Annotated in this window: 23 protein-coding genes and 2 tRNA genes; 23 read left to right on the top strand and 2 right to left on the bottom strand. The window is 47.3% G+C overall.

The annotated features are described in order from the left end of the window. The first annotated feature begins 205 nt into the window (after positions 1-205). The 14 genes from J2Z34_RS16310 to J2Z34_RS16245 all read left to right on the top strand — a co-directional run bounded on the left by J2Z34_RS16310 (position 206) and on the right by J2Z34_RS16245 (position 11,100). Positions 206-592, top strand: coding sequence for an Asp23/Gls24 family envelope stress response protein (locus J2Z34_RS16310; RefSeq protein ID WP_209460933.1), 387 nt, complete (start codon positions 206-208; stop codon positions 590-592). Positions 593-668: 76 nt separating this feature from the next. Then, complete coding sequence (gene nusB, locus J2Z34_RS16305; RefSeq protein WP_245250871.1) at positions 669-1,064, top strand: transcription antitermination factor NusB; 396 nt, start codon at positions 669-671, stop codon at positions 1,062-1,064. A gap of 12 nt (positions 1,065-1,076) precedes the next feature. After that, complete coding sequence (locus tag J2Z34_RS17925) at positions 1,077-1,922, top strand: bifunctional 5,10-methylenetetrahydrofolate dehydrogenase/5,10-methenyltetrahydrofolate cyclohydrolase (protein ID WP_209460932.1); 846 nt, start codon at positions 1,077-1,079, stop codon at positions 1,920-1,922. Beyond that, a complete protein-coding gene (gene xseA, locus J2Z34_RS16295; protein ID WP_209460931.1) occupies positions 1,922-3,115 on the top strand; it encodes an exodeoxyribonuclease VII large subunit in 1,194 nt (397 codons plus the stop codon). Before J2Z34_RS17925 ends, xseA begins: the two co-directional genes overlap by 1 nt. Before the next feature lie 2 nt (positions 3,116-3,117). Further along, on the top strand, positions 3,118-3,333 hold the full coding sequence (xseB, locus tag J2Z34_RS16290) for an exodeoxyribonuclease VII small subunit (RefSeq protein WP_209460930.1): 216 nt from the start codon (positions 3,118-3,120) through the stop codon (positions 3,331-3,333). Further along, positions 3,308-4,186: a polyprenyl synthetase family protein gene (locus J2Z34_RS16285; RefSeq protein WP_342453218.1), complete on the top strand. Its 879-nt coding sequence runs from the start codon at positions 3,308-3,310 to the stop codon at positions 4,184-4,186. Before xseB ends, J2Z34_RS16285 begins: the two co-directional genes overlap by 26 nt. 15 nt (positions 4,187-4,201) lie before the next feature. Then, on the top strand, positions 4,202-6,082 hold the full coding sequence (gene dxs / locus J2Z34_RS16280; RefSeq protein ID WP_209460929.1) for a 1-deoxy-D-xylulose-5-phosphate synthase: 1,881 nt from the start codon (positions 4,202-4,204) through the stop codon (positions 6,080-6,082). Next, on the top strand, positions 6,075-6,875 hold the full coding sequence (locus tag J2Z34_RS16275) for a TlyA family RNA methyltransferase (RefSeq protein WP_209460928.1): 801 nt from the start codon (positions 6,075-6,077) through the stop codon (positions 6,873-6,875). The genes dxs and J2Z34_RS16275 overlap by 8 nt, the downstream gene beginning before the upstream one ends. Before the next feature lie 20 nt (positions 6,876-6,895). Next, positions 6,896-7,732 carry an NAD(+)/NADH kinase gene (locus tag J2Z34_RS16270; RefSeq protein ID WP_209460927.1) on the top strand — a complete coding sequence of 279 codons (837 nt, stop codon included), beginning with the start codon at positions 6,896-6,898 and terminating at the stop codon, positions 7,730-7,732. Between the two features lies 1 nt (position 7,733). Next, the gene (locus J2Z34_RS16265) at positions 7,734-8,186 is read left to right on the top strand and encodes an arginine repressor (RefSeq protein WP_023388285.1); all 453 of its coding nucleotides are present in this window, start codon (positions 7,734-7,736) and stop codon (positions 8,184-8,186) included. A 1-nt stretch (position 8,187) separates the two neighbouring features. Next, positions 8,188-9,867, top strand: coding sequence for a DNA repair protein RecN (recN, locus tag J2Z34_RS16260; protein WP_209460926.1), 1,680 nt, complete (start codon positions 8,188-8,190; stop codon positions 9,865-9,867). Between the two features lie 120 nt (positions 9,868-9,987). After that, positions 9,988-10,794: a sporulation transcription factor Spo0A gene (spo0A, locus tag J2Z34_RS16255; RefSeq protein WP_209460925.1), complete on the top strand. Its 807-nt coding sequence runs from the start codon at positions 9,988-9,990 to the stop codon at positions 10,792-10,794. Between the two features lie 148 nt (positions 10,795-10,942). Next, a tRNA-Gly gene (locus tag J2Z34_RS16250) sits at positions 10,943-11,016 on the top strand. A gap of 8 nt (positions 11,017-11,024) precedes the next feature. After that, a tRNA-Val gene (locus J2Z34_RS16245) sits at positions 11,025-11,100 on the top strand. Positions 11,101-11,236: 136 nt separating this feature from the next. On the opposite strand, the gene J2Z34_RS16240 is transcribed toward J2Z34_RS16245, so the two are convergent. Beyond that, positions 11,237-11,989 (bottom strand): hypothetical protein, encoded by a 753-nt coding sequence (locus tag J2Z34_RS16240; protein ID WP_209460924.1) that lies wholly within the window; start codon positions 11,987-11,989, stop codon positions 11,237-11,239. Next, positions 11,986-12,546: an RNA polymerase sigma factor gene (locus tag J2Z34_RS16235; protein WP_209460923.1), complete on the bottom strand. Its 561-nt coding sequence runs from the start codon at positions 12,544-12,546 to the stop codon at positions 11,986-11,988. Before J2Z34_RS16235 ends, J2Z34_RS16240 begins: the two co-directional genes overlap by 4 nt. 698 nt (positions 12,547-13,244) lie before the next feature. On the opposite strand from J2Z34_RS16235, the gene J2Z34_RS16230 reads away from it, so the two are divergent. From J2Z34_RS16230 to scpB, 9 genes are all read left to right on the top strand, one after another. Further along, a complete protein-coding gene (locus J2Z34_RS16230; RefSeq protein ID WP_209460922.1) occupies positions 13,245-13,772 on the top strand; it encodes an NUDIX hydrolase in 528 nt (175 codons plus the stop codon). Next, entirely contained in the window at positions 13,769-14,644 is an 876-nt protein-coding gene (locus J2Z34_RS16225) for a tyrosine-type recombinase/integrase (protein WP_209460921.1), read from the top strand. The genes J2Z34_RS16230 and J2Z34_RS16225 overlap by 4 nt, the downstream gene beginning before the upstream one ends. A gap of 20 nt (positions 14,645-14,664) precedes the next feature. Continuing rightward, entirely contained in the window at positions 14,665-15,831 is a 1,167-nt protein-coding gene (locus J2Z34_RS16220) for a phosphopentomutase (protein ID WP_209460920.1), read from the top strand. Between the two features lie 8 nt (positions 15,832-15,839). Further along, positions 15,840-17,141, top strand: coding sequence for a pyrimidine-nucleoside phosphorylase (locus tag J2Z34_RS16215; protein ID WP_209460919.1), 1,302 nt, complete (start codon positions 15,840-15,842; stop codon positions 17,139-17,141). A 164-nt stretch (positions 17,142-17,305) separates the two neighbouring features. Beyond that, positions 17,306-18,628 carry an SH3 domain-containing protein gene (locus tag J2Z34_RS16210; RefSeq protein ID WP_209460918.1) on the top strand — a complete coding sequence of 441 codons (1,323 nt, stop codon included), beginning with the start codon at positions 17,306-17,308 and terminating at the stop codon, positions 18,626-18,628. Positions 18,629-18,727: 99 nt separating this feature from the next. Beyond that, positions 18,728-19,324, top strand: a complete 597-nt coding sequence (locus tag J2Z34_RS16205; RefSeq protein WP_209460917.1) for a 5-formyltetrahydrofolate cyclo-ligase — start codon at positions 18,728-18,730, stop codon at positions 19,322-19,324. Beyond that, positions 19,314-20,351 (top strand): aromatic acid exporter family protein, encoded by a 1,038-nt coding sequence (locus tag J2Z34_RS16200; RefSeq protein ID WP_209460916.1) that lies wholly within the window; start codon positions 19,314-19,316, stop codon positions 20,349-20,351. Before J2Z34_RS16205 ends, J2Z34_RS16200 begins: the two co-directional genes overlap by 11 nt. Before the next feature lie 23 nt (positions 20,352-20,374). Further along, positions 20,375-21,145, top strand: a complete 771-nt coding sequence (locus J2Z34_RS16195; RefSeq protein WP_209460915.1) for a segregation and condensation protein A — start codon at positions 20,375-20,377, stop codon at positions 21,143-21,145. Further along, a complete protein-coding gene (gene scpB, locus J2Z34_RS16190) occupies positions 21,105-21,680 on the top strand; it encodes an SMC-Scp complex subunit ScpB (RefSeq protein WP_245250870.1) in 576 nt (191 codons plus the stop codon). Before J2Z34_RS16195 ends, scpB begins: the two co-directional genes overlap by 41 nt. Positions 21,681-21,792 lie beyond the last annotated feature (112 nt).

The following is a 21,792-nucleotide window of genomic DNA, read 5'->3' as shown; positions in this document are numbered from 1 at the left end:
GGTTGGCGGCCGCCTCATGCACCCCTACGGGTGCAGCAGGTTATAGACCCTTATAGGGTCTGTGCAAACCGCCGGCTAAGCCGGCGGTACTGATTTTATTGTGAATATGCATGGAGTTATGCATAATTATAGCCCGTTTAATTGTATTTGATTTGTCCTTTTGATATAATGATTCTAAGCAGTTCTTGAAGTCAGGAGGATGAAAATGAGCGAAAAGGCAAAGAACACCTACGGCCAGGGCGTGGTTAAAATATCAGAGGATGTGGTCGGGGTCATTGCAGGGATAGCAGCAAGCGAAATCAAGGGAGTCGCAGGTCTATCGGCAACCCTGACAGGCGGAATAACACAGGTTGTCACAGGCAAGCGCAATGTGACAAAGGGTGTTAAGGTTACAGTCGGCGAGAAGGATGCGATAATCGACATGATTATTTCCGTCGAGTATGGCTTCAGGATACCTGATGTGGTGGAGAAAGTTCAGGAAAACGTGCTGACTACGGTTGAGGCCATAACAGGGCTCAAGGTATCGGCAGTAAATATATTCGTGAACAATATCTATGTCAAAGGAAAAGAACAGGAACCCAAGGAAAAGTAACATGAAGCCCTCTGGTCACAGAGGGTTTTTTGAAGCGGACTTAAATTATCAAAGGAGGGGGCTACAGGCCCTTATTATGAGAAAAAGATCAAGAGAGATAGCAATGGAGATAGTGTACCAGAGCACTATAAATGACAATGACCCGAAGGAGCTTGTGGAAGACTACTTCGAGGAATATGGCGAATCTGAGGAAGCTGACAGGGGCTACATAAGCATGATAGTAAGCGGAGTCATGGAGAAAAGGGAAGAGCTTGACGCGCTTATCGAGGCCAACCTTGTAAAGTGGAAGCTTTCAAGGGTCTCGAAGATCAACCTCAGCATACTCAGGGTAGCCCTCTATGAGATGAAATACGTGGAGGACATACCGAACAACGTATCAATAAACGAGGCTGTAGAGATTTCGAAGAAATATTCGGATGAGCAGTCAGCCGCATTCATAAACGGAATACTCGACAAGATAGTGAAGGCTTGAGGAGGAACTTAGGTGACAGAGATAATCGATGTGAAGAGCATAGCCCAGAGGGTGAGGGAAGACCTGAAAGCGAGGGTCGTAAGTCTGAGGGATAGTGGCAAGGGCATACCTACCCTTGCGACGATCCTTGTTGGGAATGACCCCGGATCCGAATACTACATGGCAAGCCAGAAGAAGGCATGCGACTCCATCGGGGCTGAGATGCTAAAGATGGTGCTTCCGGAAGACACGGCTGAAGATGAGCTCCTCAGGACAATAAGAGACCTCAATGATGATGGAAGCGTACATGGGATAATGGTGCTTTTTCCTCTTCCCAAAGGGATAAGTGAGGGGAAGGTAGCTATGGCCATAGATCCGTCCAAGGACGTAGACGGAGTGAATCCAGTGAACATAGGACTGGTGGCGTCAACATCGGGAGGAGTAGCTCCCTGCACACCTGAAAGCGTTCTTGAAATCCTTAAGGCAAGCCTCAGGGAACTTAAAGGCATGCATGCGGTCATCATAGGAAGGTCGAACATAGTAGGGAAGCCTCTTATACAGCTTCTCCTCAGGGAACACATGACTGTCACGGTATGTCATTCAAGGACAAAAGATCTGAGGGAAGTTGCAAAATCAGGAGATGTTGTCGTGGCTGCAGTGGGGAAGCCTCTCATGATAGATGATTCCTATATCCGCGAGGGTGCGGTCGTCATTGATGTAGGCACTTCAGAATTTGAAGGAAGGATCACAGGGGACGTAGACCTTGCAAAGGTTACTGGAAAGGCCTCTAAGGCCACGAAGGTGCCAGGCGGAGTCGGGATGCTGACTACTGTGCTGCTTATGAGAAATCTCGTGGATTGCGCTGAAAAGGTGATCTGATGAAGCTTCGTACGATGTCGGTATCCGACCTCAACACATATGTGAAAAGGAACTTCGACAATGACTTCATTCTTGGCAACGTGATGGTTGCAGGTGAGATATCAAACTTCAAGGCACACAGCTCCGGTCATCTTTATTTTTCCCTGAAGGACGAGAACTCCAAGATAAACTGCGTCATGTTCAGAGGGGAGGCAGGAGGCCTTAAATTCAAGCCGAAAGACGGGATGAAGGCAATCTGCAGCGGGCGTGTAAGCGTATACGTGAAGGAAGGGTCCTACCAGCTATATGCTGCTACAATGCAGGAAACCGGGCTCGGTGACCTGCATCTGGAGTTTGAAAGGATCAAGGCATTGCTTGCAAAGGAGGGTATCTTCGATACTTCTTCAAAGCGGGATATCCCTGAATTTCCTGATAAAGTGGCGGTAATAACCTCACGGACAGGTGCTGCAGTGCAGGATATAATCAACGTGGCGACAAAGAGGAACCGGAAGGTTTCCTTGACCATATTCCCCGCCCAGGTACAGGGTGCAGGCTCAGCTGAGAGCCTGATAAAGGCAATTGAGGCAGTTGAAAAAGAAGGCAGCTTTGACGTCATAATAATAGCAAGGGGAGGAGGCTCATTTGAGGACCTTTTCTCCTTCAATGACGAAAATCTCGCAAGGGCCATCAGGAAGTCACCTGTACCGATAGTGACTGGTATCGGGCATGAAGTTGACTTTACCATAGCTGATTTCGCTTCAGACATGAGAGCGGCAACTCCTTCTCAGGCGGCTGAGATAGTTGTGCCATCACTGAAGGAAATGGAGAAGAGCTGTGAGGTGCTGAGGTTTCGGCTTAAGTCATCGGCACATTCGCTTCTTGAGCTTTCAAGGGAGAGACTTGATGCAAGAAGAAGGGCACTTTCGAGGAACAATCCTGCAACGATAGTCGCGAACGAACAGCTGAGACTTTCTGAAAAGAAGGAGCATCTAAGGTATCTCATAAGTGCCAGGCTCGAAAATGAAAGAGACAGCCTCGTTGGCAAATCGGAGCTTCTTATGGCACATAGCCCATTGGGAGTTCTGGGCAGAGGTTACGCCATAGTGTATGGTGAAAACGGCAGAATACTGAAAAAGGTAGAGGAACTGGATCTTCAGAATACTATCAGGGTAAGGCTCTGTAACGGAGAAAGGACCCTTGAGATTGAGAGGTAGATATGGCCAGGAAGAAAAGGACCTACAAGGAAATCATGGAGGAACTCGATGCTGCCATAAAGGAGCTTGAGAACGGTGGACTCCCACTTGAAGAGGCCATTGAGAAGTACGAGCTCGGAGTGAAGCTGTCCGGAGAGCTTCTCGTCATCCTTGAGAAGGCTGAGGAGAAGGTCAAGATCATGGAAGAGGACGGTGAGAAGAACTTTGAGGGAGCTTGATGAGTACAAGGTTCTTATTGACCAGAGCCTTTTGGAATACATGGATAATCTTGGAGATGGCAAGCTTGCAAAGGCGATGGCATACAGCGTTGAGCAGGGAGGCAAGAGGATAAGGCCTGTAATGGCACTTGTTGCGGGAGAGATGTTCGGGGGAAGCGTTGAGGAAACCATGCCTCTGGCCATGGCAATCGAGATGATACATACCTATTCGCTGATACATGATGACCTGCCGGCAATGGACAATGACGACCTTAGACGTGGAAAGCCTACTAACCACAAGGTTTTTGGTGAAGCCATGGCGATACTTGCAGGTGACGCACTTCTTAATGAAGCGCACACCCTGCTTATCAGGAGTGCTGTCAGATGTGGAGTGCGCGGGGCTGAAGCAGCCCTCACGGTATCTCTTGCAGCAGGCAGTGTAGGTATGGTCGAGGGCCAGGTGAGGGACCTCGAGAATGAGGGAAGAATCGCCAGCTACGACGAGCTTAAGGGCTGCCACGAGCTCAAGACCGGAATGCTTATAGCTGCTTCACTGGAGGCACCAGCAGTTCTTTTCGGAGCAAGTGATGATGAACGGAAAGCCATGAGAGAACTTGGACTGAAGCTAGGTCTTGCATTCCAGATAAAGGACGATATACTTGACAGGACGTCGACCAAAGAGGTTCTCGGAAAGACTCCGGGAAAAGATGAGACAAGCGGAAAAACCACATATGTCTCTCTCTTCGGACTTGAAAAAAGCGAAGAGATGGCAAAGGGTCTGACAGATGAATGCCTGGGCATTCTAAAGGGTCTTGACAGGGATACGGCACAGCTGTGGGAGATGTGTCTAGCACTTCTTCAAAGAAATCATTAGTAAGGAAGAATTCAAATGGGTATATTGAGGGACAGATACAGGAATCCTGAAGACATCAAAGAACTGACCATGGATGAGCTTTACCAGCTTTCAGACGAGATAAGGGCATTTCTTATCGAATCGGTATCCAAGACAGGCGGGCATCTTGCTCCGAATCTTGGGGTAGTTGAGCTTACCGTAGCCCTCTTTAATGTCTTTGACCTTGAAAAGGACAGGATAATATATGATGTGGGACATCAGAGCTATGTGCACAAGATGCTTACTCACAGGCTTGATGATTTTGCGAGGCTCAGGAAATATAACGGGATGAGCGGATTTCCAAAAAGGGAAGAATCAAGGTATGATGCCTTCGACACTGGTCATTCCAGCACTTCCATCAGCGCAGGCCTTGGTTATGCCAGGGCAAGGGACATAGCCGGTGACGACTACAATGTCATATCAGTGATCGGAGACGGTGCCCTAACAGGCGGTATGGCTTTTGAAGCCCTGAATGACCTGGGATTTTCAAAGACCAGAATGGTCGTGGTGCTGAATGACAACCAGATGTCGATATCAAGGAATGTGGGAGGAATAAGCACTTATCTCTCTCAGCTGAGAGGCGACAACTACTATGAGAAGGTAAAGAAGGACATACAGGACACCATAGACAGGATGCCTATGGGAAGAACCTTGAACACGGGAATGATGAGGATAAAGAACAGCGTCAAGACCATGCTTGTTCCTGGAATGCTCTTTGAGGACATGGGACTTAAATACCTGGGGCCTGTTGACGGCCACAACATCAAGGACATGAGCAAGGTCCTGAAGGTTGCAAGGGACTTCAATGGTCCTGTAATCGTACATGTGCGGACACAGAAGGGCAAGGGATATGTCGCTTCCGAGAAGAGACCGGACCAGTTCCATGGCATAGCCCCTTTCAACAAGCAGAACGGTGAGGTCATGTCCAAGGTCAAGGTGACCTACTCAAAGGTTTTCGGTGAGGCTGTGACTGAGCTCGGGAGAAAGAACGGCAAGGTGTGTGCGATTACCGCAGCAATGCCTGACGGTACGGGCCTTTCAGCCTTCAAGAAGGAATTTCCGACAAGGTTCTTTGACGTGGGAATTGCCGAGCAGCATGCGGCCACCCTTGCTGCAGGTCTGGCAGTAGCGGGAATGAAGCCGTACATCGGAATATATTCGACATTCCTCCAGAGGGCTTACGACCAGGTCATACATGACATTTGCATACAGAAGCTGCCGGTAGTTATCGGAATAGACAGGGCTGGAATTGTAGGGGACGACGGAGAGACTCACCAGGGAATCCTGGACCTGTCATTCTTAAGTGCAGTACCGAACCTTACGATAATGGCGCCAAAGTCACTTGAGGAGCTTCACAACATGGTACTCTGGTCAGAAAGCTTCGAAGGACCGCTTGCAATAAGGTATCCCAGAGGCGGAGACCCGGTAGGATATAATCCGAAGGCTCTCTCTGAGTTCACTCCTGGAAAGTTTGAAGTTATTACAGAAGGCATAGACGGATACATATATGCCACTGGAAAGATGGTCCAGAGGGCGGAAGCGGTAGTAAAGGAGCTTGAGGGCAGAGGCCTGAGGTTCGGTATAGTCAACGCCTGCTTCATAAAGCCGGTTGATTTTGAAATGATAAGGAAGCACTGCGAAGAGAACAAGGCTATAGTCACCCTTGAGGACAATGTGGTACATGGCGGGCTTGGCTCACAGATACTTGAAGCTGTTAACGACATGGGACTCTCTGCAGCTGTGATCAGGTTTGGCTTCAGGGATACTTTCGTTGTCCAGGGAGACCCTGAATCACTTTACAAGCATTACGGTCTGGATACAGATTCCATAGTATCGAAGATTTCTGCAAGGCTTTGCAAGGGTGAATGCGATGAGTAAGGAGAGACTGGATACCATACTTGTCGACAAGGGACTCTTCGAGACCCGAGAAAAGGCAAGGGCGGCAATAATGACCGGCAAGGTCTATGCGGACGGCATGAAGGCAGACAAGCCCGGAGCGAAATACGACATTGAGTCTGTTTTCGAGTTCAGGGGTGAGAAGATGCCCTTTGTCTCAAGGGGCGGCTACAAGCTTGACAAGGCTGTGACTGCATTCGGAATTGACCTTCAGGGCCTTACCTGCCTGGACATAGGAGCATCCACAGGTGGCTTCACTGATGTGTGCCTCCAGCGTGGAGCCGCCAGAGTATATTCTGTGGATGTTGGCTACGGGCAGTTCGCCTGGAAGCTAAGGACAGACCCAAGGGTCGTATGCCTCGAGAGGATGAACTTCAGGTATGCAACAAGGGCGGATATTCCTGATGAGATAGATTTTGCGGCCACAGATGTCTCATTCATCTCAATAATGAAGATAATACCGCCGGCACTCTCCCTCATGAAGGAGACAGGTACAATGGTAGCCCTTATAAAGCCTCAGTTCGAGGCTGGCAGGGAACAGGTCGGAAAGCACGGAGTTGTCAAGGACAGGAAGGTCCATGAGGAAGTCATACGAAAGATCTGTGACTTCATAATCGGCACCGGCTGCCACATATACGGACTGGACTTCTCTCCGATCAAGGGGCCCGAAGGCAACGTGGAATTCCTTGTCTATTTCGGAAAGATGGACAAGGGCATAGGCTTCGAAATGGATGAATCAATAATAAAGGTCGTTGATGGTGCGCATGCACTTTAACCTGCCAGTGGAGGCTTTGCATGAAGAACATTGGGATTTACAACAACAAGAGAAAAGATCCGGAAGGCATATACGAGGCTGAGACCGTAAGGATACTCAGGGAAGTGCTTGCTGATGTCAACATCAGCAAGGTCATGGGACCTGATGACATATGCGGCCAGGAGCTTCTCATTGTGCTTGGGGGAGACGGAACTCTCCTTTCAGCAGCAAGGATAGCTTCAAGGCACGGACTCCCGATCCTTGGAGTGAACATAGGCACAGTAGGCTTCATGACCGGAGCTGAGATCAAGGACCTTAGAAAGGCCATAGAGAACATAGAAGATGGCAGCTTTTCCATTGAGGAGAGGATGATGCTGGAATGTTCCTTCGAGAATGACGGCATCACCAAAAGCTATGTAGCACTCAACGATATAGTTGTCTCAAAGGGCGCCCTCAGCAACATCCTGGACTTCGAGCTGTTTGTCGACATGAACTTCTGTACAAGGTACAGGGGCGACGGGATAATAGTGAGCACTCCAACAGGCTCCACAGCCTACAACCTTTCTGCAGGAGGCCCCATAGTATACCCTACGGCTGACGCCATATGCATAACTGCCATCTGTCCCCATACCTACGGGGTCAGGAACCTGGTGCTTAACAGCACACAGGAGGTCGAGGTACGGGTAGACATGGATGAGGCTGAATACTACCTTTCCGTTGACGGACAGGAGCATGAGGTCCTTAACGAGGACGTTACCATTAGGATAGGCAAGGCCAAATTTCCTTGCAAGGTCCTGAGGCTTGCTGACTACGACTACTTCAGCGTACTTAGAAAGAAGATATTATATAAAGCAATGGATATTAACAGGGGGGAATAATTTGAAAACGGACAGACGATCAAGGATTTTGGAAATAGTATCAAACAAGGACATCGAGACACAGGAGGAACTTGCTGAGGAGCTGAGAAGACTCGGATTCAACGTTACCCAGGCTACGGTATCAAGGGACATCAAGAACCTTCAGCTCGTAAAGATGCTGAACTCAAAGGGAAGGTACAAGTATGTCATTTCCAGGGATGAAGGAAAGGATATGGGTGAGAAGCTCGTGTCGATCCTTGAGCAGACCGTCGTGTCTGTTGAGTCTCTAGACAAGTTCGTCATAGTCAAGACGATCACAGCGTCAGCTTCTGCTGCTGCTGAAGCCATCGACCAGCTTGACCTGACGGAGATCGCAGGAACGATTGCCGGAGACAACACCATCTTCATCCTTGTGAGGACTGTCGAGAAGGCGAGGGACCTCGTTGAGAAGATAAGTTCAATGATGAGGAAATAGCATGCTGATTCAGCTGAATGTTAGGAATTTTGCTCTCATAGACAGTCTTGACATAACGTTTGACAGTGGCTACAGCATCCTGACCGGTGAAACCGGAGCAGGTAAATCAATACTCATAGACTCCATAAGCTTTGTGCTTGGCGGTAAGTTCGCAAGGGATGCGATAAGGACCGGAGCAGACAGCGCCTTTGTTGAGGCTGTTTTTTCAGTGACAGAAGGCGTAAAGCCCGTACTGGAAGCCATGGGGATTCCTTTTGAAGATGAGCTTGTGGTCTCAAGGGAGACCTTCATATCAGGAAAAAATACAGCAAGGGTCAACGGCAGGACTGTCCTTGTGGGTCAGCTCAAGGAAATAGGCAGGGAGCTCCTGGACATACACGGCCAGCACAATAACCAGAACCTGCTGGATACTGCAAGGCACCTTGAATACCTGGACAGCTACATAGGGATTGAAAGAGACCCTGTGTTCCTTGCATACTCCGAAGATTACTCGGAGCTTATTAAGCTCAGGGCAAGGCTCACATCCATGAAGGGTGGCAAGGACAGGGAGAGGCTCCTTGACTATCTTGCCTACCAGATCAAGGATATCGATGATGCAAAGCTTGGCGTTGATGAAGAAAAGGAGCTCGGTGAGAAGCTCCATATGCTTGTCAATGCTGAGAAGCTTTCAACTGGACTTGGCGGTGCACTTGAAATGCTCGACGGTGAAGACGGAGCCCTTGACAGATGTCGTCTGGCACTCAAGAGCCTTGGAACTGTAGCCAAGATAATCGAGAAAGCAGGAGCAGCCCACAAGGACCTTGAAGAAGCCTTCTATTCCATGGAGGAAGTGGCAAGGGACCTTGAAAGGCTGAACCAGGAAATCTATTTCGATGCGGATGAGCTTGAGCAGGTTAACCAGAGGCTCCATACATATGAGATGCTCAAGAAGAAATATGGCAAGGATACCGAGTCGGTACTCCGCCACCTTGATGAATCAAGGAAGCAGCTTGATGAAATTGTGAATCAGGAAGCGATAATCGGGGAAATTAAGGCATCGATTGCAAAGACTGAGGACAGACTGAGAGAACTTGGCAACGCAATTACCCTTAGTAGGCAGGAAGGCGGAATGCTCCTTTCTGAAAGGATAAACAGCGAGATGAAGTTCATAGGCCTTGAAAAGGCTGATTTCTCAGTTGAGGTTGCAAATGAAGGAAGCATAGGGGAATCCGGAATGGACAGGGTAAGTTTCCTGATTTCCACAAACCTTGGTGAGCCTAAGAAGCCACTTGAAAAGGTGGTATCAGGTGGAGAGCTCTCCAGGATCATGCTTGCAATGAAGGTTGCCTTCATTGCCAAGGACAGGACTCCGTCAGTGATCTTTGATGAGATCGACACTGGTATAAGCGGAAGGGTAGCCGAAGCTGTAGGAGAAAAGATGTACTCGCTCTCAAACGGCTTCCAGGTATTCTGTGTGACACACCTGCCTCAGATTGCAGCTTTCTCTGACAACCATTTTGTCGTCGAGAAACTGGAAAAGGACGGAAGAACAATAACGAGGGTCAGAAGGCTTGATCCTGAGGGAAAGGCCATGGAGCTTGCAAAGATGATCGGCGGCAGCGTCATCTCCGACATAACAGTCAGCTCTGCCAGGGACATCATAGGAAAATCGGATGAACTTAAGCGAAAATATGAAAAATGAATTCAATCAGGATTTCGGATTAAAATAATAATTCCAGATAATTAGCAATAATATAACAAATCAGATGATTTTTGAATTATAATAAAAATAATACGAAATTCTTGATAAGGGGACAATGACATGGGAAAGAAAATCAGCGTAGTCATTGCAGATGACAACAAAGACATCAGCAATTTACTAAGAGAATACTTATCTACGGATCCTGAGATAAATGTGGTAGGCCTCGCAAGAAACGGACTGGAGACTATAGACATCGTAAGGGAGAAAGAACCGGACCTTCTTCTCCTGGATATCATAATGCCTCAGCTGGATGGACTTGGTGTGCTTGAGAAGCTCAAGAATATGGATAACAGGCCGAAGATCATAGTATACTCGGCAATAGCACAGGACAAGATAACTCAGACAGCAATCCAGCTTGGTGCTGACTACTACATGGTCAAGGACATTGACATGAAGGTCTTAAAAAGCAGGATTAAGCTCCTCTTCAACATGGAAGAGAAGCAGGAAAAGACAGAACAGCACTATGAACCTGTTGAGAAATTCCAGAGGAAGACTGAAATCGGTGAAGGCGCTGACCTTGTATCGGAGGTCTCATCAATACTCCAGGAGCTGGGAATACCTCCTCATATCAAAGGATACCAGTATCTCAGGGAAGCGATCCTTCTTGTAATAGCTGACCTTGAGCTGCTTTCTGCGGTGACCAAGGAGCTGTACCCTGCGATAGGCAAAAAGTTCAACACCACACCTTCAAGGGTTGAAAGGGCGATAAGACACTCCATTGAAGTCGCCTGGTCAAGAGGCCAAATTGACAACATGAACAGGATTTTCGGCTACAACATAATCCTTGACAAGGCAAAGCCGACAAACTCCGAGTTCATCGCCATGGTAAGCGACAATCTGAAGCTTACTATCGGAAAGAACCAGTAGCGGCCATTTCAAAGGATTTGAATGCATAAGGCTCCGGGAAAACAGCCCGGAGCCTTGATTCTTGAAATTGATCCCAATAAATTCAGCCAGTTGTTCATTTTTATGTTGCTTTAATTCATGTATTTTGTTAAAATAACTTTGTGCTCCTGCGGGTATAGCTCAATGGTAGAGCATCGGCTTCCCAAGCCGGCAATGGGAGTTCGATCCTCCTTACCCGCTCCAGTGACCATGGGACGTTAACTCAGCTGGTAGAGTGTCATCTTGACGTGGTGAAAGTCACAGGTTCGAGTCCTGTACGTCCCACCAGAATAAAACCGCCTGTCGATTGAAAAATCGGCAGGCGGTTTTGTCATTGCTCAATAAAGTATAGAAATTGAATTTCATATGATGATGAACAAGCTAAATGAAGTCAAAGGGACAATTAGCATTGGAACCGTTTTGTTCAGTCAATCATGCTCAGGATATAGCTCTCAACATCTTCAAGGGTTTTTGCTACTGAAATTGCAGGGTACATATCACTGGCAAACACAATTCCATCCTCTGATTCAATGAATGCAAATCTCATACCGTCAGCTAAACCATATGGTGCAACATCCTGCAGCTTTAAAGTGTATCCATTCTGCTCCCAGTAAGCACTTCCATCATACTCTATTGGCATGAAGATTCCGTAGGAGCCAACAGTAAGCTGTGAAATTATCTCAGTTCCTGTCATCTTGATTCCTTCACCGATTGGACAGGGCAGCAGCACTGAAACTGTATCGCCATTGTTAATATCTCCCCTGTATATCTTGTCGACTCGTATCTCAGCAATTGCCCGGTATGCCTTGTCTCCTTTGAAGTCTATGACCATGTTGTCCAGCTTTGTGACAGTACCGCTGAATATTGCGGTGTTCCACTTGTTGAAGATATCCTCCTGTGAAAGCCATATGAGGTCAGCTTTGGTGAATGACAGGTCTGATGGCGGACTGTCGATGTATTTTGCAATGCCATTTTGAAATGCTGCTGGCATACTAGGGTTTTCAAGTGGCTTATTGATTGAGGGTAATGCAAGGGTGAAGATAAGTGCCAGGCAGGCGGCAATAGTACCCAGTGTGATGAATATACTGGCTGAATTTCTCCTGGTCTTCTTTTCGCTTCGTTCCAGAATGTCTTCATCAAGCATACCAATGCTCTCAAAAAGCGTTTCCCTGTTCATAATTTATAGTCCTCCTTTTGCAAATGCTTCCTAAGTCTCTTTCGGGTCCGGCTCAAAGACACCATTACATTATTTTCTGTGATTCCGTAATTAACGGATATTTCCTTTATCGATTCTGCATAGAAGTATCTTCTGACAAACACGTTGCAGTCCCTTTCTGACAAGGTATGTACGAACTGGTTTATGCTTTCACCAAGCTCCTTAATGATAAGGTCTGATTCAACATCTGACGGCCCTGCTAAACATTCCTCAAGCTCATCAAGGATAGCTGATATTTTGCCGCCTCCACGCTTTACTGCCATAGCTGATTTGTATCTGTTGAATGAAAGGTTGCGTATGATCTTTGCCAGGTACATGCGCAGATTATCGGGGACCTGGGGAGGTATTGAATTCCACGCATTAAGCCACGTGTCATTAAGGCATTCTTCCACACTTTCCCTGTCCCGGAGGATATTGTTTGAAATGGCATGGCAATAAGACCTGTATTTTCTTTCAGCTTCAAGGATAGCTTTCTCATCTCTTTTATTAAACAGCTCGATTATATCCAAATCATCCAAATCCTCACCTCCAAAATCCATGATACAGGGCCTTTCACTTATAAAGACATCTATTTATGAAATACCTTACACCAATACCTATATTATTATTGAAAGAGGGTAAAATTGTAAATTGAAAGCACTTAAACTAGGCATTAAAAATATAAAGCATATTTATGTATTATATTTAATCAAAAGTATAGATTTAATCACATAAGGTATATTCTTAATCTCCTCAATTCCAAAGGAATTCCCAAGGATCATTTGGAGATGGGGTAAAAAGGATAGTAAAGCACATAGTATACACCTTTGGAATAATCAGAAACGGATATGCAGTAACCGCCTAATTTGCTACAACTGGATAAGATGTAAAGTCTTAAGAAGTGGACACTTAAATTTAGATACTGCCTTTAGTTGATACAGGGTTAATTCTAATATTGACTCAATCGATTTCGATGCAGCGAAAACAATTCATTTAATCCTGATGGATTTTCGATATACCGTAAACTATGCTTCAATTTGAGATTGGCTTTATATATGAATGAAAACATAAGCTGGTTAAAATCTTGATAATGGAAAGGTGTGGTTTACATAACAAATAATATAATTTACAAATTGTCCATTTAAACTGGATAGTTACATATTGTAGAATTAGCATGTAGACATGGATAATCGGCTTAAAATATTGATTCTGAATGATTTTGAAGGATGGTGGATTTATGGATTTTTTTGAACATACTCTCGAGAGGAATGAGGTGTTCCAGGGCAAGATCATTACCCTTGAGACCCAGATGGTGGAGGTCCAGGACGGGAACACCGCATACAGGGAGATAGTCAGGCATCCGGGTGGTGTATGCATACTTGCAAGGGATGAGAACGACAAGATCCTTCTTGTGAGGCAGTACAGAAAGCCCATGGAAGAGGCTTATCTGGAGCTGCCTGCAGGAAAGCTTGAGAAGAACCTTACACCCTATGAGAATGCGGTTAAGGAGCTTGAGGAGGAAACGGGCTACAGGTGTGATGACCTGATCCATCTGGCAACCTTGGCAACATCTCCGGGATTCTGCGATGAGAAGATCCATCTGTATATGGCCAAAAAACTGGAAAAGGGGATCAAGGGCGGAGACGATGACGAATTCATATCCTTAGTCAGGCTTTCTGATGCTGAATTCATAGAGCACATCAAGACCGGACAGATTAAGGATGCGAAGACAGTTGCGGCTTACAGCCTGAGCAAGATAATATGACGGACCCTTTTGTAGGCGAATTTCTTGAAGAGCTTAAAAGCAAGGGAAAGGCTGTAAACACATTGGACGCATACGGCCGTGACCTGAAGCATCTCACCGACTTCCTGGTGGAGGAGGGGATCGACCTTGAGGAATTCAATGAGATCGAAGTGTCGAACTTCATCAACCATCTTCTTGACCTTGGAATGTCGAGAACTACGATCTCCAGGCACCTTGTGAGCATACGGAATTTCTACAAGTTCCTCAGGCGAAAGAACAAGGTGCTTGAAGCCCCGATACTTTACTTTGAGCTTCCTGAGATAAAGAGAGCGCTGCCTGTATCACTTACCATAGAGCAGGTGGAGGAGCTTCTGGCGATGCCGGACACCTCTACTGCAAAGGGGAAAAGGGACAGGGCGATACTTGAGATACTCTACGGTGCAGGCCTCAAGGCAAGTGAGCTCATAGAGCTGAACTACAGGGATGTGGACCTCTCAAGGGGCTATGTTTCGATAAAAGGAAGGAAGAACAAGGAAAGGCACATACCGATTGGGTCATATTCAGTAGATACTCTCAAGGAGTACCTTTCAACCAGGGAGAATATAGTTGGCGCATCGATCCTCTTCCCTTCCATGAGGGGAGACAGGATGACGCGGCAGGGACTCTGGAAGATAATTAAGGACTATGCGGATGAAGCCGGGATAGATGAAAACATCAACATTAATACATTGAGGCACAGCTATGCGGTGCATATGCTTTCAGGGGGAGCAGACCTGACCACACTGTCGCTGCTGCTGGGTCACAACGACATCAAGGCAACGTCGATCTACCTGAAGCTGGTTAAGAACAGAAAATTCAAGGATGTATATGAGGAAGCCCATCCAAGGGCATGATCCATTTGAAAGGAGAATATATGAAAAGAGCGATACTTATAGTACTCGACAGCGTCGGAATAGGTGAGCTGCCTGATGCGGCCGATTATGGAGATGTGGGGAGCAACACATTAGGAAATATAGCTAAGGCAGCGGGAGGTCTCGACCTGCCAAACCTTAAGGCTTTGGGACTTGGAAACATAAGCCCCATACTTGGGGTTGACCCTGTTAATGAACCAGAAGGCAGCTATGGAAAATCCGATGAGCTGTCCAAGGGGAAGGATACGGTAACAGGACACTGGGAGATAGCGGGAGTTATACTTGAAAAGCCGCTGAAGACCTTTCCTGAAGGGTTCCCAAAGGACATCATAGCTGAATTCGAGGAAAGGATAGGCAGAGGTATAATTGGCAATACTGTAGCCTCAGGCACTGAGATCATAAAGGAGCTTGGCGATGAGCATGTTGCGACAGGGAAGCCCATAGTATACACTTCAGCGGATTCTGTGTTCCAGATAGCTGCCCATGAAGAGGTAATTCCTATTTCCGAGCTTTACAGGTACTGCGAGATAGCCAGGGAGATGCTTGTGGGCGACAGGCAGGTAGGAAGGGTAATCGCCAGGCCATTCATCGGAACAAGCGGAGCATATGCAAGGACTTCAAACAGGAAGGACTATGCGCTTGCACCATTCAACAAGACTGTGCTTGAATATGTCAATGAGGCAGGGCTTAATGTCATGTGCGTTGGAAAGATCGAGGACCTGTTCAATGGGCTTGGAGTGACGCATGCAGTCCACACCAAGAACAATGAGATGGGCGTGGATGAGACAATAAAGTACATGGACATGAAGCTTCCGGGATTCATATTCACAAACCTTGTTGACTTCGACATGCAGTTCGGACATAGGAATGACTACATGGGCTACAAGAAGGCACTGGAGGATTTCGACAGGAGACTTCCGGAGATACTTGAAAGGATGCAGGAGGGTGACCTCCTAATAATAACCGCGGACCATGGCTGCGACCCGACTACGGAGTCCACAGACCATTCAAGGGAGTATGTGCCCATGGTAGTCGTGACAAAGGGGCTTAGGAACGGCGTAGATCTTGGAATAAGGAGAACCTTCTCCGACATGGGGAAGACTGTGCTTGAACACCTGGAAGCGCCGAATGAAATGTTCGGTACAAGCTTCCTCGGACTCCTGAAGTAGGTGAGAACATGAGGATGCTAGACATCATACAGAACAAGAAACATGGAATGGAGCTTTCAGCGGAAGAGATTGATTTCTTCGTGCAGGGCTATACCTCAGGGGAGATACCTGATTACCAGGCTTCAGCCCTCCTTATGGCCATATGGTTCAAGGGGATGACTGAGGCTGAAACCTCGAACCTTACAAAGTCAATGGTCGGCTCTGGGGATACTCTGGACCTTTCAGGGATAAAGGGTGTCAAGGTCGACAAGCATTCAACAGGAGGCGTGGGAGACAAGGTCAGCCTTGTGGTTATACCTTTAGTTGCTGCCCTTGGAATCAAGGTTGCGAAGATGTCAGGAAGAGGGCTGGGGCATACTGGGGGAACAATAGACAAGCTTGAGAGCATTCCTGGCTTCAACACATCCATATCCATGGACCAGTTCATATCAAACGTCAACAGCCATGGCATGGCAATTGTTGGACAGACAGCTAACCTGGTGCCTGCAGACAAGAAGCTTTATGCTCTGCGGGACGTGACAGCGACTGTTGACAGCATTCCACTTATAGCCAGCTCCATAATGTCAAAGAAGATAGCTTCAGGCTCTGATGCCATAGTACTTGATGTCAAGGTCGGGAGCGGAGCTTTCATGAAGACAATCGAGGATGCGAGGACTCTTGCTAAAGCCATGGTCGGAATCGGAAAGAACCTCGGAAGAAGGACAATAGCAATACTTTCGAACATGGACGAACCTCTTGGCAGCGAAATTGGGAATGCCAATGAGGTAAAGGAGGCAATATTGACCCTTAGGGGTGAAGCTGAGCCAGACCTTATCAATGTGGCCTGCGCAATAGCCGCGCAGATGGCTGTCGCAGGTGGCGCATTCACTGATGTGCGGGAAGCAGAAAAGGCTGTCATGGAGCTCGTAACGTCAGGAAAGGCAGTAGAGAAGCTGGCTGAGCTTGTCGAGATACAGGGCGGAGACAAGAGCGTCATTTATGATCCTGAGCTTCTTCCAAAGGCAGGCTTCACGATACCAGTGATTTCTGAAAAGACCGGATACGTCCATTCCATAATGGCGGAGGAGATCGGCACTGCAGCTATGCTGCTTGGAGCCGGCAGAGAGACGAAAGAAGACAAAGTCGATCATGCAGCAGGGATAACCCTGAAGAAGAAGGTCGGAGACAGGGTTGAAAAGGGAGATGTCCTTTGCGTGCTGATGACAAACAGGGAGAACCATGATGCGGCACTCTTAAAGGCACATGAGGCTTATGTAGTTACAGAAGCCCCGCCTGAGAAGGTTCCATACATATTGGATGTTATAGGCTGATGATTTTAAGGGTATGCTTCCAGATGGAAGTATACCCTTTGTTCATGGTTTTGACGTACTTTTGAAACCAAGATTAAAGGCACAGGTGGTAATATCAGGATGAAAACATAAATATCGCTGAATTAGCTTCTTCTTGTTTCAACTGGTCCCGGGGAGGTGCTGAAATGAGACACGGGGGAAGGAAAGCACTCTTTAGAAGATTCGCTGTTTCTGTTGTCATTGCGATGCTGATATCATTGATCGGAATTTTGTCAGAGGGAGAAGAACTGCACGCTCTATCAGCTGAAATAAAGATTACTACTGCAAATCTGAACCTGAGGACCGGTCCAAGTACGGCCTATCCTGTGATCACCGTAATTCCAAAAGGAGCAGAAGTCTCAATAGACAGCTATTCAGGTAACTGGGCTCATGCCACATATGGCTCATATACAGGGTATGCCAGCAATACCTATCTTGCTTCACATTCAGACGGTACAGCTATGACGACTACTGCAAACCTGAACTTCAGGACAGGGCCTGGTACGGGATATCCGATAATAATGGTAATTCCCAAAGGGTCGCAGGTAATGGTGGACAGCACTTCAGGAGGCTGGGCACATGCGTCATACTCCGGAAAGACAGGATACCTGAGCTTGACCTATCTGACAGGTGCGCTTCCTGATACTGGTGGAGCATACACCAGATATACGACAGCGGACCTTAATCTGCGGTCAGGTCCGGGAACAAGCTACGCGATTCTTGCAGTTATTCCAAGAGGTACTGAGCTGAACATAACATCCTCCAGCAATGGATGGGCTGCTACAACCTATGGTGGCAAATCCGGCTATGTGAGTACATCATATCTGTCGTCAACTCCACCAGTAACTCCAACATCATCTGGCTCAGCTGCAGCCATAAGGAAGGGTAATGAGCCGTATGCAGGAAAGAGGATAGCACTTACTTTTGACGACAGCGGAACGGCGTCACAGGTCCGGAATCTTCTCGACATACTCGATGCATATGGGATCAAGAGCACGTTTTTCCCGACTGGTTCATTTGCTTCTGCAAATCCATCGTTAATAGGCGAAATAGCATCAAGAGGACATAAGGTAGAGAACCATACGCTTTCCCATGTTGAGCTTACCAAGGTGAGCGATGCTGAGATAAGGAGACAGATAAGGGAAGCCAACAGCATAATAAGAAACATCACTGGTGTAACCCCTTACCTTCTGAGACCTCCATATGGCTCCTATGACTCAAGGGTCCTTAGAATTGCCGGTGAGGAGGGCATGAAGTATGCGGTCCTCTGGTCTGTGGATCCTGCTGACTGGGCATCATACTCGACCGTAGACAGCATAATCAGCAATGTTCTCAGCAATGCTACGAACAACGGCATAGTGCTCTTTCACATGCACTCCTACAAATCTGCGAAGGCTTTGCCAGTGATAATACAGGGTCTTAAGGACAGAGGCTACATCTTCTGCACTGTGGAGGACATGGTGAACTGAGGAATGGAAGCTGATAAGCTACCAGCCGGGTGAAATCCCCGGCTTTTCTTTTTTGGGCGGGATGCATATAATTGAGGTGTGGGTGAGGAGGAGTGACAAATGGGTAATATAGAAGATAAGAAGTCAGCGCTCCGGAAATTTGTGAGAAGAATTGCAGATACCTTCGGACATCAAAATTTAATTGAATGGAGCGGTAAAATAGCTGAGAATGTATTCGCTCTGCCTGAATATAAGGCGGCAGGTACCATCTTCACCTTTGTGGGAATGGACACTGAGGTTGATACGAGGCAGATAATCCAAAGAGCGTTAGCTGACGGCAAAAGGATTGCAGTGCCTAAGACCTTCGGGAAAGGGATGATGGTCCCGTGTGAAATCAGCGGGCTTCATGATCTTGTGCCGGGAAGATATGGCATCCTGGAGCCCTATGAGGGCTGTCAGGAGGTTTCGTTGTATTCAGGCGACCTGATTCTCGTCCCTTGTGTTGCGTGCGACCTTGAGGGGATGAGGATTGGTCACGGTGCAGGCTACTATGACAGGTTTCTTGCAGGAAGCAAGGCGACCAAAGCTATCCTGTGCTTTGACGCACTTGTTGTTGAGAATATTCCATTCACTGAACTTGATGAAAGGTCAGACCTGGTTGTTACAGAGTCAAGGGTAAACAGAGTCGGGAAAGGCAGGGTACAGGATGAACCTTAAGAAGGTCCTCGGTCTTAAAAGGGAAGCTGTGCTTCTCGATTCATGGCTATATATAGCTAAGTCCATGGCAGCAGTGGCAGCAGGGTACATGATAGGCAGAGCTCTGCCACTTACATGGCTTGATATGATTTCGGTGCTTGTGGGTGTAATGTACAACCTTGAGCCTGTGAACCTCCACGGGATAAAGGGAGGGCTCAGCCAGCTGCTTGCATCTGCTCTTGGAGCAGCTGCCACAGGACTGGCAGTGCAGCTCTTCGGGCTGAATGTGGTGACCATTTCAATATCAATGGGTCTTGTACTCTACGTATCCCTTAAGATAAACTGGAGGATGGTTTCACCGGTAGCCATATTCACAAGCGTCTATATGACGCAGTACATGCAGAACGACCCTCAGGGCGTTCCAAGCATTTTGTATACCTTCAGGCTCAGGATTGCCGCACTTGGTCTTGGAATCCTTATTGCCATTATCTTCAACTGGCTATTTTCCGTGCTATACTACAGGAGGCTGCCTGAAAAGAGACTGGAGCTGGTTAAGGCGAATACTGTGGAGGGCCTTGACCATGCCAGAGAGATATTGTCAGGGGAAAAGAGCTTCTCAAGGGATGAATTCACAAGGCTCTATTCGGGAATCTTCACGAATATCGAGATGGTATCAGGCAACATGGCTGCAATGCTCGGAGAAGGCCGAAGGTCTGAAGATATCAGGATATATATGGATATGCTTTGGAAGCTCAAGGAAGTTAACCATCTGACATATGACACAGGGTACGCTGTGGCGGGCGGTCAGAAAGTCACACCGCCGGACAGGGAAATGGCTGCTAAGGTTCTCCGTGAAGCATCATGCCTGCTTGGTTCAATTGACTTTGTAGGAGAGACTCACATAGTCCTCAGGGAGTCGTGCCGTGATGAATTGTCAAAATTTGCTTCAGGCGAGGAAAAAGCCATAAATGGCAGGATAGATGAAAATATCAGGAGGATAGCGAAAAATCTACTCGAAGCATTCGCTATGAATGAAAGCAAACAATAATTTTAAATGAAAGGAAGCTGCCGATGTCTGAACTAAGGCTCAACATAACGAATTTTGAAGGACCGTTCGACCTTCTTCTGCACCTGATAAAGGCAAACAAGATGCAGATCAGGGATGTAAGGATCTCGGAGATAACCTCACAGTACATAGCCTATCTCAATGAGATGAACGAGCTGGACATGGAGATCGCTTCAGAGTTCCTGGTAATTGCCGCTACCCTTATTGAGATTAAGTCCAGGGAGCTGCTTCCAAGGAGCATCGAGCCAGAGGACGAGGAGGACATCAAGGAGAAGCTGGTCCTGAGGATAGAGGAATACGAGGCGTTCAAGCTGATAGCGGAAGAGCTGGCAGAACGGTTCGGACGTGACATCTGGATATTCACAAAGATGCCGGAGACGATCGAAGCTGAAGAGGTACCTGTTTCAGAACTTCTCAAGGGTCTTACGATGGAGAAGCTGCACAAGACCTATGTAGACCTGATGGACAGGAAGAAGGCTAAGATAAACAAAGAATCGACAATGTCAAAGAGCATAGAGGCCGAAAGCTACAGGATCGAGGACAAGATGGAGGAGCTGGAAAGGGTGATCTTTGCAGGAAGACCTCTGAGGCTTTTGGACATGCTTGAAAGGTCCAATTCAAAGTATGAGGCCATTGTCATATTTCTTGCGGTGCTGGAGCTTGCCAGAGGAAGAAAGGTGACATTGTCACAGGAAGACATCTTTTCTGAAATAATAGTAGCTAAGGGGGACGCTGATGGAGACGACAGTACAGACAGAAATGACATTAGGTCATGATATGAAGAGGCTTGAAGGGGTGCTGGAAAGTCTGCTTTTCGCATCAGGGGAGGCTGTCAAGGGCTCTGACCTGGCAAGGATAATGGGAATTTCAGCCGAGATACTGGAACAGGTCGTTGATGGATACAGGTCCTCGCTATCGCAGGAAGGCAGAGGACTCAAGCTTCTTTCGATAGAGGACAGGTACCAGCTTGGTACATGTGAAGAGAATGCGCCATATCTTAGGCAGCTTCTTGGTGTCAACGAACGTCAGAGTCTTTCAAAGGGAGCTCTCGAAAGCCTGTCAGTAATAGCATTCAAACAGCCTGTAACAAGGGTTGAGATTGACGAGATAAGAGGAGTCAGCAGCGAATATGTTCTGCAGAAGCTCATGGAGAAAGAGCTTATCAAGGAAGTCGGAAGGAAGGATGCTCCGGGAAGGCCAAGGCTTTATGGAACTACCGATGAGTTCCTAATGCAGTTCGGGTTCACAAGCCTAAAGGAAATGAGGGGAGAAATCGCAAGCCCTGTACTCAAGCGGGTTGAAACTGAATAAAGAGATAAATGGCCGGCGAGGACGCTGAAAAAGTACCGAACATTAACTAAGATCTGAGTTAAGAGCTCAGGTCTTTTTCTTTGGAATTCCAAGTAATATCTATTGTATATTT

Source organism: Youngiibacter multivorans (assembly GCF_017873395.1).
Classification (GTDB): domain Bacteria; phylum Bacillota; class Clostridia; order Clostridiales; family Clostridiaceae; genus Youngiibacter; species Youngiibacter multivorans.
The sequence above is the reverse complement of the archived record's forward strand: the minus strand, read 5'-3'. Positions and strand labels throughout refer to the sequence as shown.

Excerpts from the sequence above, each read along its gene's own strand:
- J2Z34_RS16310 (WP_209460933.1), top strand. The coding sequence starts at position 206 with ATGAGCGAAAAGGCAAAGAACACCTACGGCCAGGGCGTGGTTAAAATA.
- nusB (WP_245250871.1), top strand. The coding sequence starts at position 669 with ATGAGAAAAAGATCAAGAGAGATAGCAATGGAGATAGTGTACCAGAGC.
- xseA (WP_209460931.1), top strand. The coding sequence starts at position 1,922 with ATGAAGCTTCGTACGATGTCGGTATCCGACCTCAACACATATGTGAAA.
- xseB (WP_209460930.1), top strand. The coding sequence starts at position 3,118 with ATGGCCAGGAAGAAAAGGACCTACAAGGAAATCATGGAGGAACTCGAT.
- dxs (WP_209460929.1), top strand. The coding sequence starts at position 4,202 with ATGGGTATATTGAGGGACAGATACAGGAATCCTGAAGACATCAAAGAA.
- J2Z34_RS16275 (WP_209460928.1), top strand. The coding sequence starts at position 6,075 with ATGAGTAAGGAGAGACTGGATACCATACTTGTCGACAAGGGACTCTTC.
- J2Z34_RS16270 (WP_209460927.1), top strand. The coding sequence starts at position 6,896 with ATGAAGAACATTGGGATTTACAACAACAAGAGAAAAGATCCGGAAGGC.
- recN (WP_209460926.1), top strand. The coding sequence starts at position 8,188 with ATGCTGATTCAGCTGAATGTTAGGAATTTTGCTCTCATAGACAGTCTT.
- spo0A (WP_209460925.1), top strand. The coding sequence starts at position 9,988 with ATGGGAAAGAAAATCAGCGTAGTCATTGCAGATGACAACAAAGACATC.
- J2Z34_RS16240 (WP_209460924.1), bottom strand. The coding sequence starts at position 11,989 with ATGAACAGGGAAACGCTTTTTGAGAGCATTGGTATGCTTGATGAAGAC.
- J2Z34_RS16230 (WP_209460922.1), top strand. The coding sequence starts at position 13,245 with ATGGATTTTTTTGAACATACTCTCGAGAGGAATGAGGTGTTCCAGGGC.
- J2Z34_RS16225 (WP_209460921.1), top strand. The coding sequence starts at position 13,769 with ATGACGGACCCTTTTGTAGGCGAATTTCTTGAAGAGCTTAAAAGCAAG.
- J2Z34_RS16220 (WP_209460920.1), top strand. The coding sequence starts at position 14,665 with ATGAAAAGAGCGATACTTATAGTACTCGACAGCGTCGGAATAGGTGAG.
- J2Z34_RS16215 (WP_209460919.1), top strand. The coding sequence starts at position 15,840 with ATGAGGATGCTAGACATCATACAGAACAAGAAACATGGAATGGAGCTT.
- J2Z34_RS16210 (WP_209460918.1), top strand. The coding sequence starts at position 17,306 with ATGAGACACGGGGGAAGGAAAGCACTCTTTAGAAGATTCGCTGTTTCT.
- J2Z34_RS16205 (WP_209460917.1), top strand. The coding sequence starts at position 18,728 with ATGGGTAATATAGAAGATAAGAAGTCAGCGCTCCGGAAATTTGTGAGA.
- J2Z34_RS16200 (WP_209460916.1), top strand. The coding sequence starts at position 19,314 with ATGAACCTTAAGAAGGTCCTCGGTCTTAAAAGGGAAGCTGTGCTTCTC.
- J2Z34_RS16195 (WP_209460915.1), top strand. The coding sequence starts at position 20,375 with ATGTCTGAACTAAGGCTCAACATAACGAATTTTGAAGGACCGTTCGAC.
- scpB (WP_245250870.1), top strand. The coding sequence starts at position 21,105 with ATGGAGACGACAGTACAGACAGAAATGACATTAGGTCATGATATGAAG.